Consider the following 16122-nt stretch of genomic DNA (forward strand, 5'->3'; position numbering starts at 1 on the left):
TGCCGCGCCGTGCCGCGCGAGGGATTACAATATTGGCTTCCTATTTACTTTTTCTTCCTGCCGAGAACCGACCCATGGCCGTCAATTCCCCCATTCCTGTCGCCGCTGAACTGAAACCCGTTGCCGGTATCGAGATCGGCTATGCCGAAGCAGGCATCAAGAAACCGAACCGCAAGGACGTGCTGGTGATGAAGCTGGCCGATGGCGCCACGGTCTCCGGCGTGTTCACGCTGAACCGCTTCTGCGCGGCCCCCGTGCAGATTTCGAAGGACAACCTGGCCGCCGTGAAGGCGGGCGGCAAGCCGATCCGCGCGCTGCTCGTCAATACGGGCAACGCCAACGCGGGCACCGGCGCGGCGGGCCTGGCGAATGCGCAAGCCACTTGCGCGGCACTGGCCCAGGAACTGGGCTGCGCGCCGCAGCAAATCCTGCCGTTCTCCACCGGCGTGATCCTGGAACCGCTGCCCGTCGAGAAGATCAAGGCGGGCCTGCCGGCCGCGGTGCGCAACCTGAAGGCCGACAACTGGTTCAATGCCGCCGAAGCGATCATGACGACGGACACGCAGCCGAAGGCCGGCTCGCGCACCGTGACGATTGCCGGCCACACGGTCACGCTGACGGGCATCAGCAAGGGCGCCGGCATGATCAAGCCGAACATGGCCACGATGCTGGGCTACCTGGCGTTCGATGCGAAGGTGGCGCAGCCGGTGCTGGACGTGCTGGTGAAGGAAGCGGCCGACAAGTCGTTCAACTGCATCACGATCGATGGCGATACGTCGACCAACGACTCGTTCATGCTGGTCGCCACCGGCGCCGGCACGCTGGAAGTGAACTCGGTCGACTCGCCGGAATACCGCGAGCTGGCCGCCGCCGTCACCGAGCTGTCCGTGTTCCTCGCGCAGGCCATCGTGCGCGACGGCGAAGGCGCCACCAAGTTCATCACGATCACGGTGGAAGAGGGCGCCTCGACCGAGGAGTGCCGCAAGATCGCCTACTCGATCGGCCACTCGCCGCTCGTGAAGACGGCGTTCTTCGCATCCGACCCGAACCTGGGCCGCATCCTGGCCGCCATCGGCTATGCCGGCGTGGACGACCTGGACGTCGCCAAGATCAACCTGTGGCTGGACGACGTGTGGGTGGCCAAGGACGGTGGCCGCAATCCCGACTACAAGGAAGAAGACGGCCAGCGCGTGATGAAGCAAAGCGAGATCACGGTGCGCGTGAAGCTGGCCCGCGGCAGCGCCCAGGCCACCGTCTACACGTGCGACCTGTCGCACGATTACGTGTCGATCAACGCCGACTACCGTTCGTGATGGCGGGGCAGGACGACTCATTGGCCACGTTCCTGGCGCGCGCCGAGCGCGTGCTGGCGCGCGTGGAGGCGCTGCTGCCGCCCGCCGTGCCGGCGCCGGACTGGAACGCCGCGTTCGCGTTCCGCTGGCGCAAGCGCGGCGGTATCGCCGGCACGACTGGCTGGTTGCAGCCGGTCGCGCACGCGTCGACGATCCAGCTGGACGACCTGCACAATATCGGCAATCAGAAGGCCCAGATCGAGCAGAACACCCGGCAGTTCGTGGCGGGCCGCCCGGCCAACAACGTGCTGCTGACGGGCGCGCGCGGCACCGGCAAATCGTCGCTGATCAAGGCTTGCCTGAACCAGTTCGCCGACCAGGGCCTGCGGCTGATCGAAGTGGATAAAGCGGATCTCGCCGACCTGCCGGACATCATCGACCTCGTCGCCGGCCGGCCCGAGCGCTTCGTGGTGTTCTGCGACGACCTGTCGTTCGAGGAAGGCGAGAGCGGCTACAAGGCGCTGAAGGTGGCGCTGGACGGCTCGATCACGGCGCAGTCGGACAATGTGCTGATCTACGCGACGTCGAACCGCCGTCACCTGCTGCCCGAGCGGATGTCGGACAACACGAGCTACAAGCACGATGAGGATGGCGACCTGCACCCGGGCGAAACGGTCGAGGAAAAGATCTCGCTGTCCGAGCGCTTCGGCCTGTGGCTGTCGTTTTACCCGTTCAAGCAGGACGACTACCTGGACATCGTCGCGCACTGGCTGGCGACGTTTGGCTGCACGCCGGCGCAGATCGAGGAAGCCCGCGGCGACGCGCTGCGCTGGGCGTTGCAGCGCGGTTCCCGTTCGGGCCGCGTCGCATGGCAGTTCGCCCGCGACCATGCGGGAAAGCGCGCATGACGGAAGTAAAAAAACCGATCGACGTGGCCGTCGGCATCCTGATGAAACCGAACGGCGACGTGCTGCTGGGCCAGCGCCCGGCGGGCAAGCCATACGCGGGTTACTGGGAATTCCCCGGCGGGAAAGTGGACCTGGGCGAGACGATCTTCCAGGCGCTGCAGCGCGAATTCATGGAGGAGCTGGGCATCGAAGTGCTGTCCGCGGAAGAGTGGTGCGGCGTCGAGCACGTGTACGAACACGCGCACGTGCGGCTGCACTTCTTCATCAGCCGCGACTGGCGCGGCGAGCCGCAAAGCCTGGAAGGCCAGGCGTTCGCGTGGCAGGGCGAAGTGGGTGTCGAGCCGCTGCTGCCGGCGACGATCCCGCTGCTGCAGTGGATCGACCGCTGTTAAAGGGTTGGCGACGCATGCATAAAACCAGAGGCAGAAGCCGGGGTCAGGGAGGAGTGTGGGCCTGCAGGCCCACACCGCTGCGCCGGCAAGGAGCGGTGCTCCTTGAAATCCCGGCTTCGCCCCGGCGGGTCTGGCCCCAGGGTTTGCCGTTGGGTTGGATTCATGCGAACCGGCGCCTTAAAAAAATCCTAAAACCGTTGCGTCATGCTGCGGCTTTCCGACCACTCGACCGCAGCCCATGCACCTCCTCCTTGTCGAAGACGACGCCATGCTGGGTGAAAGCATCTGCGACGGTGCCCGCCAGAGCGGCTGGAGCATCGACCACGTGGCCGATGCGCAGGCGGCGCGGACGGCGCTGACGGACCACACGTACGCGGCGGTGCTGCTCGACATCGGCCTGCCCGGCGATTCGGGCCTGACGGTGCTGCGCACGATGCGCAACCGCTACGATGCGACCCCCGTGCTGATCCTGACGGCCCGCGGCCAGCTGAGCGAACGGATCGCCGGGCTCGATGCGGGCGCGGACGACTACCTGGTCAAGCCTTTCCAGTTCGACGAGCTGTGGGCGCGCGTGCGCTCCGTCATCCGCCGCAGCCAGGGGCGGGTGATCCCGGTGTTCACCCATGGCGACGTGCGGATCGACCGCGCCCGCCGTGTCGTCAGCAAGGCGGGCGTCGATGTCGTGCTGAGCGCCTACGAGTACCGCACGCTGCTGGCGCTCGTCGAACGGCCCGGCCACGTGATCACGCGCGACACCCTGCACGCCGTCGTCTACGGCAGCGCCAGCACGGTGGAGAGCAATACCATCGCCGTGTTCATCCACCAGCTGCGCCGCAAGCTGGGCGAAGACCTGATCCGCACGGTGCACGGCCTGGGCTATGTCGTCGGGCCGCCGGCGGCATGAAGGCCCGCTCGCTGAACCTGCGGCTGATCCTCGTCGTCATCGGCGCCATTGCGCTCTGCTGTACCGGGATGCTGGTCGCCGTGCTGTCGCAATTCTACGAAGGCCGGACGGCGGACAAGAACCTGGCGTTGATGGCGACCCGGCTGTTGTCGACCCTGCCCGCCGATGCCGACCGCGCCGGGCTGCGCGAAGCCGGCCTGCAACCGCGCGCCGCGCCAAGCGTCGCCGCCGATGCGCTGGTATTCCAGATCTGGGTCGACGGCCGGCTGGTCGCGGCGACGCCCGGCGCCCCGGACGCGCCGCTGGTGGCCAGTTTCGCCGACGGCCTGGCATCGACGGTGGTCCTCGGCAAGCGGTGGCGGGCGTACTCCGCCACGGACAAGACGGGCCGCGTCACCGTCCAGGTGGGCAATGCGCACGCCATCCTCGATGGCTACATGCGCAACTCCGTCAGGCATGGGCTGATCCTGATCTCGGTGCTGGTGGTGATCGTTTCCGCCACCATCTGGCTCGCGACGAGAAGCGTGTTCCGGCCCGTGCTGGCGCTCAGCGCGGCCATGCGCCACCGCAGCAGGTTCGACCTGACGCCGTTGCCGCTCGACGGCCTGCCGCGCGAGCTGCACCCGTTCGTCGCCTCGTTCAATGACCTGCTGCGCCAGCTCGACGAAGCCGTCGAGGACGAGCGCCGCTTCATCGGCGACGCGGCGCACGAGCTGCGCACACCGCTGTCGGCCGTCCAGGCGCAGGCCGAGATTGCGTTGCAGGCTGCCGATCCCGAGGACAAGCAGGTCGCGCTGCGCAAGCTGCTCGTCGTGGCGGGGCGCAGCACCCGGCTGTCCGAACAATTACTCGACCTGGCCCGCATCAATGCCGGGGCCAGGGCGCACCAGCGAGCGCAGGTCGACCTTGCGTTATTGGTGGAACACGTGGCGCAGGAATTCGAGGTGTCCGCCAGCCGGAGCGGGCGCGCGCTGTACCTGGACGTCCATCCTTGCCCGATCTGTTGCGACGTCGACGAGATCGGCATCTTGCTGCGCAACCTGTTGCACAACGCGCTGCGCTATACGCCGCAGGGCGGCAGTGTGCTGGTGCGCTGCCGCCACGCGCCGGCCGCCAAAGGGGCCGGCATCTACCTGGAAGTGTCCGACGACGGCCCGGGTGTCCCGCTCGCCGAGCGCGATGCCATCTTCGAGCGCTTCTATCGCGCCGCCGGGAGCACGGTGCGGGGCAGCGGCATCGGCCTGTCGCTGGTGGCCAGCATCGCCCGCTCGCACGCCGCGACGATCGAGATGGATACGGGGCTCGATGGCCGGGGCTTGACGGTGCGCGTGGTCTTTCCCGGCGTGGCACCCGCCGCCCGCCGGCACGCTTTAAAGAAGTCTTAAAAACGCTAAAACCGGCTTAACGCCGCGCGGCCATGATCGGCTTGAGGCGCGCCATGTCGGCGCGCCACGACCACGGAACGCTCCCATGAAACCACGTCATTTCGTCCTCTTCGCCGCCACCGTGCTGGCCACCGGCGCGCATGCCGCCGACAACCTTGCGCCCTCGAACCTGCCCGCCGAGACCCCGCCTGCCTTCAGCGGCCAGCCTGCCGATGCGCCCATCGCCGATCCGTGGGAACGCTACAACCGCGGCATGTACAGCTTCAACGGCAAGGTGGACAAGTACATCGCCCGCCCCATCGGCGTCACCTACGACACGGTGGTGCCGAACGTCGTGCAGCACCGCGTGACGTCGTTCTTCGCCAACCTGCGCGAGCCGCGCACGATGGTCAACCAGCTGCTGCAAGGGCGGCCCGGCGGCGCGACACGGACGTTCGGGCGCTTCGTCGTCAATACGACGGCCGGCATCGGCGGCATGTTCGACCCGGCCAGCAAGCTGGCGCTGACGCGGTCGAACGAGGATTTCGGCCAGACGCTGGCCGTGTGGGGCTGGCGGGATTCGCGCTACTTTGTCGCCCCGTTGCAGGGCCCCAGCACGTTGCGCGACTTCAGCGCCGGCTTCGGTGACAAGCCTTTGAACCCGCCCGGCCATATCGACGATTCGGGCGTCAGCGCGGCAGCGGCGGTCGTACAGCTGGGCAGCATGCGCGCCGGCGCGCTCGGCCTGGACAATATGCGCGAGCTGGCGGTCGACGAATACGCGATGGTGCGCGACATGTGGGCGCAGCGGCGCAAGGCGCAGATTGCCCAGCAGTGAGGGGAGTGAACGCGTGTAAGGCGTGAGAGGGGCAGTGGCGCGCTCAGTGCGCTACTGCTTTTCCTCGTCGAGCGGATCGGCTGGCGCGGCGCCGGGGATCGTGTATTTTTCCTCGGCCCAGGCACCCAGGTCGATTTGCTTGCAGCGTTCGGAACAGAAGGGGCGGTACTTGTTTTTCTCGCTCCACTCCACTTTCTTGCCGCAGGTGGGGCAGTCGACAACGGTAGGCATGGGTATTGACTTCGATATTGCTTAGAAATTGCACAGCGTGAGTTCGAACGGCACGTCTTCTTCCAGCGGCTTCGGCTTGCAGTCGCCGCCCTGGCTCGTGAAACGTACCCACAGCATGTACTTGTTGGCGGAGATCTCGGGGATGGCGCCGAGCGACGAGTCGACGGTCAGCCGCAGCATCTGATAGACCTTCCCCTGCAGCATCTGCTGGTAGCTGCCGGCGTTGGCGATCATCTTCTTTGGGGCACCCGAATCGCGCAGCAGGCGCAGCACGAGGGCCAGAGCGTCGAACAGCGGCGCCAGCGGCGCGAACCACGTGACGATGTCGCCGTAGCGCTGCTCGAACGGGTGCTGCTGCCAGGCGTAGTACGAGGGCAGGTCGAATTCGCAGGCGCCGCCGGGAATGATCGTGCGGCCGCGGATGCTCATCAGCCATTCGTTGTCGCGCACGTTCTGGCCCGTCTTGCCTTGCGCCGCGACGAGGGCGGCGGACACGCTGTCGAGCTCCGCGAGGATCGCATCGAGCATCTCGGTCTGCACGGCGGGGTTGGAACGGTAGCCCATCAGCGTCTGCTTCTGGCGCTCCAGTTCCTGCAGCAGGTCGGATTTCAGGTCGGCGCGGCCGGCCACTTCCAGCATGTCGAAGATCGTGGCCAGGGCCACGTGATGCTGCATCGGGTGTTCCTGATGCACGAAAAACTTGAACTTCTCGTACAGGTCCTCCAGGCGCAACAACGTGCGGATGCGCTCGTTGAAAGGATATTCATAAACGATCAAAGTGAATCCCTCGTTGGTAGACCTGAAATATGCTCGTGATTCTGAACCATGCGAGGCAAAAATACAAACGTTGTTAAACGTTTCTCACCAATCGTGCGGCCATCGTTAAGTAATTGGCATGGAAACGGTCCACTTGCGGCGCCAGCGCGGCCAGTTCGCCGCCGTTCTCGATGACGTCGTCCGCCGCCGCCAGCCTGGCCTGCCGCGGCGCCTGCGTGGCCATGATCGCCTGTACCTGCGCCGCCGGCAGGCCGTTGCGAGCCACCACACGCTCGAGCTGCACCGCTTCCGGGCAGTCGACGACGAGCACCCGTGCCACGCGCTCCTTCCACGTGCCCGACTCGACCAGCAGCGGAATGTCGAAGATCACGTAGGGCCCCGTGCCCAGCAGGCTCTCGGCAAACACGGCGTCGCGGATCATCGGGTGCAGGATGCTTTCCAGGCGCCGCTTCGCGTCCGGCTCGGAAAACACGAGCGCGCGCATCTTCGCGCGGTCGAGCGCCCCGTGCGCATCGGCATAGCCGGCGCCGAACGCGTCCAGCAGGGCCGGCATCGCCGCGCCGTGCGGGCCGGTGAGGCTGCGCGCGATCTGGTCGGTATCGACGATGTCCACACCGCGCTCGGCGAACAGCCGCGCGACGACGCTCTTGCCGCTGCCGATGCCGCCCGTCAGGCCTACCGTGAAGCGCGCCATGTCAGCCCAGCAGCGCCTGCGTGAACGCGGCGATCGGCTCGCCGAACAGCAGCGCGATCAGCCCCGCGGCGGCCAGGTAGGGGCCGAACGGGATCGGGTTGTTGCGGCCCCGTTTCGCGAACACGATCAGCGCGATGCCGACGACGGCACCCACGACGGAGGACAGCAGGATGATCGTCGGCAGCATCATCCAGCCCAGCCACGCGCCCAGCGCCGCCAGCAGCTTGAAGTCGCCGTAGCCCATGCCTTCCTTCCCCGTCAGCAGCTTGAAGGCCCAGTAGATCGACCACAGCACCAGGTAGCCGGCGGCCGCGCCGATGACGGCATCGCGCAGTGGCACGAAGGTGCCGTTCAGGTTCACCAGCAGGCCCGCCCACAGCAGCGGGTAGGTCAGGTCGTCCGGCAGCAGCTGGGTGTCGGCATCGATGAACGTCATCGCGATCAGCAGGTAGGCGAACAGCAGCGTGGCCAGGCCCGTCCAGCCGCTGCCGAACTGCCACACGAGGGCGGCGGAGAGCACGCCGGTGCACGCTTCGATGATCGGGTAGCGCGCGGAGATCGGCGCCTTGCATGCGCTGCACTTGCCGCGCAGGACCAGCCAGCTGAGCACGGGAATGTTTTCCAGCGCCGTGATCTGGTGGCCGCAATGGCCGCAGCGCGAGCGCGGCACCATCAGGTTGAACTTGTCCGTGTGGGGCAGCGGCTGGCCCGACTCGCTGGCCACGTAATTGTCCGACTCGCGCTGCATCATCTTCGGGATCCGGTAGATGACGACGTTCAGGAAGCTGCCGATCAACAGGCCGAAGATGCCGGCGACGATCGCGGCGGCCAGGGTGGCGGGCGGGGAGAAGAGGAAGAGTTCCTGGGGCATGTCGGTAAGTCGTACAGGGAATGGGCCATCCGGGCGAAACCGAAGCTTACACCACCGCGCGGGCCGGCACGGGCCTTTCCACTCATCGGTGCGTGGCATACAATCGGCGCTCTTCTCTTGGCAAACCAGCGGACATGGCGAAAGCACGACAGGACGGGCCAGCAAACGATGCGGCGCAGCGGCGCCTGCAGATGGCGGACATCGCCCGGCTGGCCGGCGTGTCGACGGCCACCGTGTCGCGGGCGCTGAACCACAGCCCGCTCGTCAACGAGGAAACCCGCAACCGCATCCTCGAGCTGGCCGCGTCGCTGAAGTATTCGATCAATATCGGCGCGCAGAACCTGCGCCTGCGGCAGAACCGCACGATCGGCGTCGTGATCCCGTTCGACCGCAAAAGCCACCAGCACCTGACCGATCCGTTCCTGCTGACGATGCTGGGCAGCCTCGCCGACGCGCTGACGGAGCAGGGCTTCGACATGCTGTTCTCGCGCATCGCCACGGACGAGCTGGGGACGGCGCTGGCCGCGCCGTTCGACTCGGGCCGCGTGATCGGCGTGATCGTCGTCGGACAGTGGGGCCGCCACCAGGAACTCAACGAGCTGGCCGCGCGCAAGGTGCCGATCGCCGTGTGGGGCGCCCAGCTGCCGCAGCAGCTGTACTGCTGCGTGGGCAGCGACAACGTCAGCGGCGGCCGGCTCGCCACCGAGCACCTGCTCGCGCAGGGGCGCCGGCGCATCGCCTTCCTCGGTGACCTCGACTTGCCCGAACCGGCCCAGCGCTACCGCGGCTATCGGGCCGCGCTGGAGCGGCACGGCATCGACGCCGACCCGCAGCTGCAGGTGTCCTGCCCGTTCCTGCCCAGCGGCGGCCGCGACGCGGTAACCACCTTGCTCGGGCGCGGCGTGCCGTTCGATGCCGTGTTCGCGTGCAGCGACCTGCTGGCGATGACGGCCATCGACAGCCTGCGCGCCCATGGCCGCCGCGTGCCGGAAGACGTGGCCGTCGTCGGCTATGACGACATCGAACAATCCTCGTACTTCCACCCCCGCCTGACGACGGTGCGGCAACCGATCGGCGCGGCCGCCCAGGCGCTGGTCGCGAAACTGCTGGCGCTGATCGACGGGGCGCCCGCGCCGTCGGTCGAACTGCCCACCGAGCTGGTCGTGCGCGCCAGCGCCGGCGAAGCGTCCTGATTTTCCCTGATCCCGGTCCGGCAGCCACTATTGCTGCCAGTTGTAATCGATTGCATCGATACGCCTATGCGTTGACGAAAGTGTAGCTTTTACGCCGCATATGGTTGTTGGAAAGGCATTGCAATCGATTGCAATAATTTGCAAAAGTCGTGATAATGCGCTGGCCGGGCCGCGGGTGAGATGCACCAGGGGCGTCAGCACAACCAATAAAACCATCGGAGGAGACCATGAAATTCCCTTGCACCCGCATGGGCGCGGCGGTATCGCTCGCCCTGTTGCAGATGAACGCGTTCGGCCAGGAAGCGGCCGCCCCGGCCGCCCCGGCTCAGGACGACGGCTTGCAGATGAACCGTGTCGTCGTCACCGGCACGGCCGCCGGCACGTCGAAGATGAAATCGTCCGTTTCGGTCAGCACGCTGGAGGCGGACACGATCGCCCAGTCCGTGCCGACCAGCGCTGCCGACGTGCTGCGCGCCGTGCCCGGCGTGCGCTCCGAATCGTCGGGCGGCGAGGGCAATGCGAACATGACGGTGCGCGGCGTGCCGATTTCCGCGGGCGGCTCGCGCTACGTGCAGATCCAGGAAGACGGCCTGCCCGTGCTGCAATCGGGCGACTTCAACTTCATCACGCCGGACGCCTACGTGCGCGTCGACGGCGGCCTGTCTCACCTGGAAGTCGTGCGCGGCGGTTCGGCCTCCACGCTGGCGACCAATGCGCCGGGCGGCATCATCAACTTCATCGGCAAGACGGGCGAGAAGGAGGGCGGCAGCATCGGCTTCACGACGGGCGTCGACTACGACAGCAAGCGCGTCGACTTCGACTACGGCGGCCGGGTGGCCGAGCGCACGCGCTTCTTCGTCGCCGGCTTCTATCGCCGCGGCGAAGGCGTGCGCGAGACGGGCGTCACCAGCGAGAAGGGCGGCCAGCTGAGCGCCAACGTCACGCGCGAATTCGACAACGGCTACGTGCGGCTGTCGTTCAAGCACCTGGACGACCACACGCCGACGGCGCTGCCGGTCCCTGTCAGCGTGACGAACGGCCGCATCGCGGCCATCGACGGCATCGACCCGCGTACCGTCAGCTTCTATTCGCCGTACTGGGTGCCGGACGTCACGCTCGACAAGAGCAACCGCCAGGTCGCGCACGACGTCAACGACGGCATGCACGTGCGCAGCAACACGTTCGGCCTGGAAGCGCAGTTCGACCTGGGCGGCGGCTGGACCGTCACCGAGCGCCTGCGCAAGGCCAACAACAGCGGCCGCTTCATCGGCGTGTTCGCGGGGAACAACGGCAGCGTCGGACAATACGTGTTCGCCACCGGCCCGCAGGCCGGGCAGGCGTATGCCGGCCGCGCCTTCGCGGCCGTCGTGTTCAACACATCGATCGACGATGCGGGCCTCTTCGTCAACGACACCAAGCTGGCGCGCACGTTCGCGCTGGCAAACGGCACCAAGCTGACCGCAACCGCCGGCCTGTACGCGTCCGACCAGGACCTGGGCCTGACTTGGAACTTCAACGAATACCTGATGCAGGCCAGCGGCGACAAGCCGGCGCTGCTGCGCACGGCAAACGCCACACCGGGCCTCGTCGGCCCCGCGTTCGGCGCCTGCTGCTCGCGGGCCATCGACATGGAGTACAAATACCTGGCGCCGTACCTGAACCTCGGCTACGAAGCAGGGCCGTGGAACGTGGATGCCAGCGTGCGCCACGACCGCCAGAGCGCGAGCGGCACCGCCAACATCGCCACAGGCGCACAGCGCTATGAACCGGCCACCGTGCAGCGCGTGGACTACGACCTGACGCACAACTCGTACTCGGCTGGCGCCAACTACCGCCTTTCAAACAACCTCGCGTTGTTTGCCCGCGCCAGCGAAGGCGTCGCGTTCAACGCCGACCGCATCCTGTTCGGCGCGCCGCTGGACGGCAGCGTCCCCGTCAGCATCAACACGGTGCGCCAGCTCGAGGGCGGCGTGAAGTGGAAACGCGGCGGCGTCAGCGCGTTCGTCACGGCCTTCCACGCGAAGACCCGCGAATCGAACTACGAAGTCACGACCCGCACCAGCACGGCCAACAGCTATGACGCGAAGGGTGTCGAGATCGAGGCGGCATGGCGCGCCGGCGCACTGCAGCTGAACGGCGGTCTGACACTGACGGACGCGGAGATCACGGCCACGGCGCCGGGCGGCGAGGCCGTCATCGGCAATACGCCGCGCCGCCAGGCCCATGCCGTGTACCAGGCCGCCGCCACCTACTCACTGGGCAAGGCACTGCTGGGCGCCAGCGTGATCGGCACCGGCAAATCGTGGGCGGACGACCAGCACACGATCGTGATGCCGGCCTACCGCACCGTCAGCGCGTTCGTGAACTACGACGTCAGCGAGCGCGTGATGGTGTCGCTGTCCGCCAACAACCTGTTCAACGAAACGGGCTACACGGAGGTCGAAGGCGACGGCCACGCGGCCCGCTCGATCGCCGGCCGCTCCATCAAGGCCAGCGTGAAATATTCCTTCTGACTTTGCACATGACCGACTTTCCCTCCCCCGAGCGCCTGCTCGCGGCCTTGCCGCTGGCGCAGCGGGCCGAGGCGGCGCGCCGCTATGCCGAGCATGGCCCGCTGCTGTACCGGCGCCTGGCCGGCCTGTACGGCGGCCGTGCCGATTTCGCGCGCTGGTACGACGACCTGCTGGCCGCGATCGGCGCGCTCATGGCCGAACGCTCCGCCGGGCTGCGCGAGCTCGATGCGTGCCGTGCGGCGAACCCCGGCTGGTTCCTCGGCCAGGCGATGCTGGGCTACAGCGCGTATGCGTCGCGGTTCGGCGGCGACCTGGCCGGCGTCGGCCGGCGCATCGAACACCTGCGTGCGCTCGGCGTCACTTACCTGCACCTGCTGCCGTTCCTGCGCGCGCGGGCCGGCGAGAACGATGGCGGCTTCGCCGTCGCCAGCTTCGACGACGTCGAGCCCGGCCTCGGCACGATGGACGACCTGGAAACGCTGTGCGTGCAGTTGCGCGCGGCCGGCATCAGCCTGTGCGGCGACTTCATCCTGAACCACGTGGCCGACGACCATCCGTGGGCGCAGGGCGCGCTGGCCGGCGACGCACGGCTGCGCGACTTCTTCCACGTGTTCCCCGACCGCGCCATGCCGGACCGCTACGAGCGCACGCTGGGCCAGGTGTTCCCCGAAGCGTCACCGGGCAACTTCACGCACGTGCCGGCGCTGGGCTGGGTGTGGACGACGTTCTACCCGTTCCAGTGGGACCTGAACTATGCGAATCCGGACGTGCTGGCCGAGATCGCGGCCGCGCTGCTGCGCCTCGCCAACCGCGGGGTGGAAGTGTTCCGGCTCGACTCCACGGCGTTCCTGTGGAAGCGCGAGGGCACGCCGTGCATGAACCAGCCGGAGGCGCACGCGATCCTGCAGGCGCTGCGCGCGATCGTCGGCATCGCCGCGCCGGCCGTGCTGCTGAAGGCGGAGGCGATCGTGCCGACGCGCGACCTGCCGGCCTACCTGGGCGAACCGGGCGTGCCCGAGTGTCACCTCGCCTACCACAGCACGTTGATGGCGGCCGGCTGGGCCGCGCTGGCCGAGCAGGACACGAGCCTGCTGCGCGCCGTCGTCGAGCGCACGCCGTCCCTGCCGGCGGGCGCCAGCTGGCTGACCTATGTGCGCTGCCACGACGATATCGGCTGGAAGATCCTGGCCGACGAAGCGGCCGGCGACGTGGCCCGGCTGGCCGGCATCGCGAACTTCTTCCACGGCGCGGGCGACAGCTTCGCGGCCGGCGTGCCGTTCCAGTCCGGCGCGGCGGTGACGGTGCAGGCGACCAACGGCATGGCCGCGGCGCTGGCCGGCTTCGAGACGGCGGCCGGGCCGCTGGCACGCGAGGCGGCGTTGCGCCGGCTGCTGCTGGTGCATGGCGTGGCGCTGGCGTTCGGCGGCATGCCGATGCTGTACATGGGCGACGAACTGGGCATGGGCAACGACCACGGCTACCGCGCCGACCCACAGCGCGCGCACGACACGCGCTGGGTGCAGCGCCCCGACTTCGACGACGAAGCGGCGGCGCGGCGCGACGACCGCGATACGTGGTCCGGCCGGGTCTTCGGTGCGCTGCGCGCGCTCGTCGAACAACGTAGCGCGTGCGCCGCGCTGGCCGCCGACGTGCCGCGCACGGTGCTGCCGATGGACGACCCGGCATTGCTGGCGCTGGCACGGGGCGATAGCTTCCTTGCGCTGTTCAATTTCTCCGCGCGAACGGTGAAGGTGCCGCCGGGCACCTGGCCGAGGTATCCTGACGCGATCGAGCTGGAACCCTGGGGCATGCGCTGGCTGACGCGCTGACCGCATCACACATCGCATCACACATAACAATCACATGACGAGACAAACCGGATGACACAGCACAGCCAACCCATCGCCATCTTCGGCGAAGCGCTGGTCGACGACTTCGGCGCCAGCCAGGTCGTCGGCGGCGCCCCGTTCAACGTCGCGCGCCACCTGGCCGCATTCGGCGCCGCCACGCTGACGATCACCCGTATCGGCGCCGATCCCTTCGGTGCAACAGTGCGCGCACAGTTCGAGCGCTTCGGCATGCCGGACGCCGGCCTGCAGGTCGACCCGGTGCGGCCCACCGGCCGGGTGCTGGTCGAGCAGCAGGGCGGCAGCCACCGCTTCACGATCCTGCCCGATCAGGCGTACGACCATATCGATGCGCACCTGGCATTGACCGCGCTGGCGCAGGGCACACCCCGCATGCTGTACTTCGGCACGCTGGCGCAGCGCGGCGCCGTGTCGCGCGCGACGCTCGACAGCCTGCTGGCCGCCACCGATGCGCCGCGCTACCTGGACCTGAACCTGCGCGACGGCCAGTACACCACCGAGGCGGTGCTGGAATCGATCCGTCACGCGGACATCCTGAAGGTGAACGATGAAGAACTGGCGTGGCTGCAGGCCGCACTGGGGCTGCCGCGGTCGGAGGAGGCCGACGCCTGCGCGGCCCTGATCGCGATGTTCCGGCTGGACAGCCTCGTGGTCACGCTGGGGCCGCGCGGCGCGCTGTGGCAGGGCGCCGACGGCACCCGGCTGCATGCCGCCGCACCGGCAGGCGTCGAGATCGTCGACACGGTGGGGGCGGGCGACGCGTTTTCCGCCGTGTTCCTGCTGGGCGAGCGGCACGGCTGGCCGCGCGCGGCGACGCTGGCGCGGGCCAACGCGTTTGCCGCGGCGATCTGCGGCGTGCGCGGCGCGGTACCGGCCGATGCCACTTTCCATGCCGCGTGGCTGCGGCAGTGGGCCGAGTGAGGGAGCGCACGATGGCACACCGGCCGCACCTGTCGTTCTGGCAGATCGTCAACATGAATGTCGGCTTCTTCGGCATCCAGTTCAGCTTCGGGCTGCAGCAAAGCAGCATGAGCCCGATCTACAAATACCTCGGGGCGGACGAAGCGACGTTGCCGCTGCTGTGGCTTGCCGGCCCCGTCACGGGCCTCCTCGTGCAGCCGCTCGTCGGCGCGATGAGCGACCGCACCGTCACGCGCTGGGGGCGGCGCACGCCGTACTTCCTGATCGGCGCGCTGCTGTGCAGCCTGGGGCTGCTCGCCATGCCGTTCAGCCCCACGTTGTGGATGGCGGCCAGCCTGCTGTGGATCCTCGACGCGGCCAACAACGTGACGATGGAACCGTACCGCGCGTTCGTCAGCGACAAGCTGGCCCCAAGCCAGCATTCGCTCGGCTTCCTGACGCAGAGCGCGTTCACTGGGCTGGGGCAGACGTTGGCCTACCTGACGCCGTCGCTGCTGGTGCTGCTGGGGATGGACAAGGATGCGACCAACGGCAGCCACATTCCGCAAGTGGTGGTGGCGGCGTTCCTGCTCGGCGCGTTCATGTCGATCGCCAGCGTGCTGTGGTCGATCCGCACGACGCCGGAAGACCCGCCCGCCGTCATCGAAGGCGGCACGCGGCCAGGCCTGCGCACGGTGCTGGCCGACGTCGTGCTGGCGCTGCGTGACATGCCGGACACGATGCGCCGCCTCGCGCTGGTGAAGCTGTTCCAGTGGTATGCGATGTTCTGCTATTGGCAGTACATCATGCTGGCGCTGGCGCGCACGGTGTACGGCACCAGCGACCCGGCCAGCGCGGGCTTTCGCGACGCGGGCCTGCTGAACGGCCAGATCGGCGCGTTCTACAACTTCGTCGCCTTCATCGCCGCGTTTGCGTTGGTGCCGTTCACGCGGCGCTATGGCCCGAAGGTGATGCACAGCGTGTGCGTCGCGCTGGCCGGCATCGGCATGCTGTGCATCCCGCTGATCCGCGAACCGGCATTGCTGTTCCTGCCGATGATCGGCATCGGCCTTGCCTGGGCCAGCATGATGGGCAATCCGTACGTGATGCTGGCCGGCTGCATCCCGCCGGAGCGCACCGGCGTCTACATGGGTATCTTCAACATGTTCATCGTGCTGCCGATGATCGTGCAGATCTTCACGCTGCCGCTGTTGTACGGCACCGTGCTGGGCGGCGATCCGGCCAACGTGATCCGGCTGGCCGGCGTGCTGATGCTGTGCGCGGCGGTGGCGGTGTTGCGGGTGAAGCTGAAGCCGGCGCAGCAGGAGGCCGACATGGCCGTGCCGCTGCCGGCAGCGCGGCACTGAGGGAGCGCCG

At 67.9% G+C, this 16122-nt stretch carries 15 protein-coding genes; 11 read left to right on the forward strand and 4 right to left on the reverse strand.

What is annotated here, in order from left to right; all coding sequences use genetic code 11:
- The first annotated feature begins 74 nt into the window (after positions 1-74).
- The 6 genes from argJ to IP92_RS01195 all read left to right on the forward strand — a co-directional run bounded on the left by argJ (position 75) and on the right by IP92_RS01195 (position 5698).
- Positions 75-1313: a bifunctional glutamate N-acetyltransferase/amino-acid acetyltransferase ArgJ gene (gene argJ, locus IP92_RS01170; RefSeq protein ID WP_145872699.1), complete on the forward strand. Its 1239-nt coding sequence runs from the start codon at positions 75-77 to the stop codon at positions 1311-1313.
- Positions 1313-2200 carry an ATP-binding protein gene (locus IP92_RS01175; protein ID WP_145873260.1) on the forward strand — a complete coding sequence of 296 codons (888 nt, stop codon included), beginning with the start codon at positions 1313-1315 and terminating at the stop codon, positions 2198-2200. The genes argJ and IP92_RS01175 overlap by 1 nt, the downstream gene beginning before the upstream one ends.
- Positions 2197-2592 (forward strand): NUDIX domain-containing protein, encoded by a 396-nt coding sequence (locus tag IP92_RS01180; RefSeq protein ID WP_145872700.1) that lies wholly within the window; start codon positions 2197-2199, stop codon positions 2590-2592. The genes IP92_RS01175 and IP92_RS01180 overlap by 4 nt, the downstream gene beginning before the upstream one ends.
- Before the next feature lie 238 nt (positions 2593-2830).
- Positions 2831-3496 carry a response regulator transcription factor gene (locus tag IP92_RS01185; protein WP_145872701.1) on the forward strand — a complete coding sequence of 222 codons (666 nt, stop codon included), beginning with the start codon at positions 2831-2833 and terminating at the stop codon, positions 3494-3496.
- Positions 3493-4881, forward strand: a complete 1389-nt coding sequence (locus IP92_RS01190) for a sensor histidine kinase (RefSeq protein ID WP_145872702.1) — start codon at positions 3493-3495, stop codon at positions 4879-4881. The genes IP92_RS01185 and IP92_RS01190 overlap by 4 nt, the downstream gene beginning before the upstream one ends.
- An 85-nt stretch (positions 4882-4966) precedes the next feature.
- Positions 4967-5698 (forward strand): MlaA family lipoprotein, encoded by a 732-nt coding sequence (locus IP92_RS01195; RefSeq protein ID WP_145872703.1) that lies wholly within the window; start codon positions 4967-4969, stop codon positions 5696-5698.
- Positions 5699-5749: 51 nt separating this feature from the next.
- On the opposite strand, the gene yacG is transcribed toward IP92_RS01195, so the two are convergent.
- The 4 genes from yacG to IP92_RS01215 form a co-directional block, all read right to left on the reverse strand.
- The gene (yacG, locus tag IP92_RS01200; protein ID WP_145872704.1) at positions 5750-5929 is read right to left on the reverse strand and encodes a DNA gyrase inhibitor YacG; all 180 of its coding nucleotides are present in this window, start codon (positions 5927-5929) and stop codon (positions 5750-5752) included.
- 21 nt (positions 5930-5950) lie between these two features.
- On the reverse strand, positions 5951-6706 hold the full coding sequence (zapD, locus tag IP92_RS01205; RefSeq protein ID WP_145872705.1) for a cell division protein ZapD: 756 nt from the start codon (positions 6704-6706) through the stop codon (positions 5951-5953).
- Between the two features lie 73 nt (positions 6707-6779).
- Positions 6780-7400 (reverse strand): dephospho-CoA kinase, encoded by a 621-nt coding sequence (gene coaE, locus IP92_RS01210; protein WP_145872706.1) that lies wholly within the window; start codon positions 7398-7400, stop codon positions 6780-6782.
- A 1-nt stretch (position 7401) separates the two neighbouring features.
- Entirely contained in the window at positions 7402-8271 is an 870-nt protein-coding gene (locus IP92_RS01215; RefSeq protein WP_145872707.1) for a prepilin peptidase, read from the reverse strand.
- A gap of 134 nt (positions 8272-8405) precedes the next feature.
- Here IP92_RS01215 and IP92_RS01220 point away from each other — a divergent pair, with 134 nt between their 5' ends.
- The 5 genes from IP92_RS01220 (at position 8406) to IP92_RS01240 (ending at position 16112) form a co-directional block, all read left to right on the forward strand.
- Positions 8406-9464 (forward strand): LacI family DNA-binding transcriptional regulator, encoded by a 1059-nt coding sequence (locus IP92_RS01220; RefSeq protein ID WP_229418554.1) that lies wholly within the window; start codon positions 8406-8408, stop codon positions 9462-9464.
- 227 nt (positions 9465-9691) lie between these two features.
- The gene (locus IP92_RS01225; RefSeq protein ID WP_145872708.1) at positions 9692-11977 is read left to right on the forward strand and encodes a TonB-dependent receptor; all 2286 of its coding nucleotides are present in this window, start codon (positions 9692-9694) and stop codon (positions 11975-11977) included.
- An 8-nt stretch (positions 11978-11985) separates the two neighbouring features.
- Positions 11986-13806, forward strand: a complete 1821-nt coding sequence (locus IP92_RS30685; protein WP_145872709.1) for an alpha-amylase family glycosyl hydrolase — start codon at positions 11986-11988, stop codon at positions 13804-13806.
- Between the two features lie 51 nt (positions 13807-13857).
- Positions 13858-14766: a PfkB family carbohydrate kinase gene (locus IP92_RS01235; protein WP_145872710.1), complete on the forward strand. Its 909-nt coding sequence runs from the start codon at positions 13858-13860 to the stop codon at positions 14764-14766.
- Between the two features lie 11 nt (positions 14767-14777).
- Positions 14778-16112 (forward strand): MFS transporter, encoded by a 1335-nt coding sequence (locus tag IP92_RS01240; protein WP_145872711.1) that lies wholly within the window; start codon positions 14778-14780, stop codon positions 16110-16112.
- Positions 16113-16122: the final 10 nt, after the last annotated feature.

The organism is Pseudoduganella flava, from assembly GCF_007830495.1.
In the GTDB taxonomy this organism is placed as follows: Bacteria; Pseudomonadota; Gammaproteobacteria; order Burkholderiales; family Burkholderiaceae_D; genus Rugamonas; species Rugamonas flava.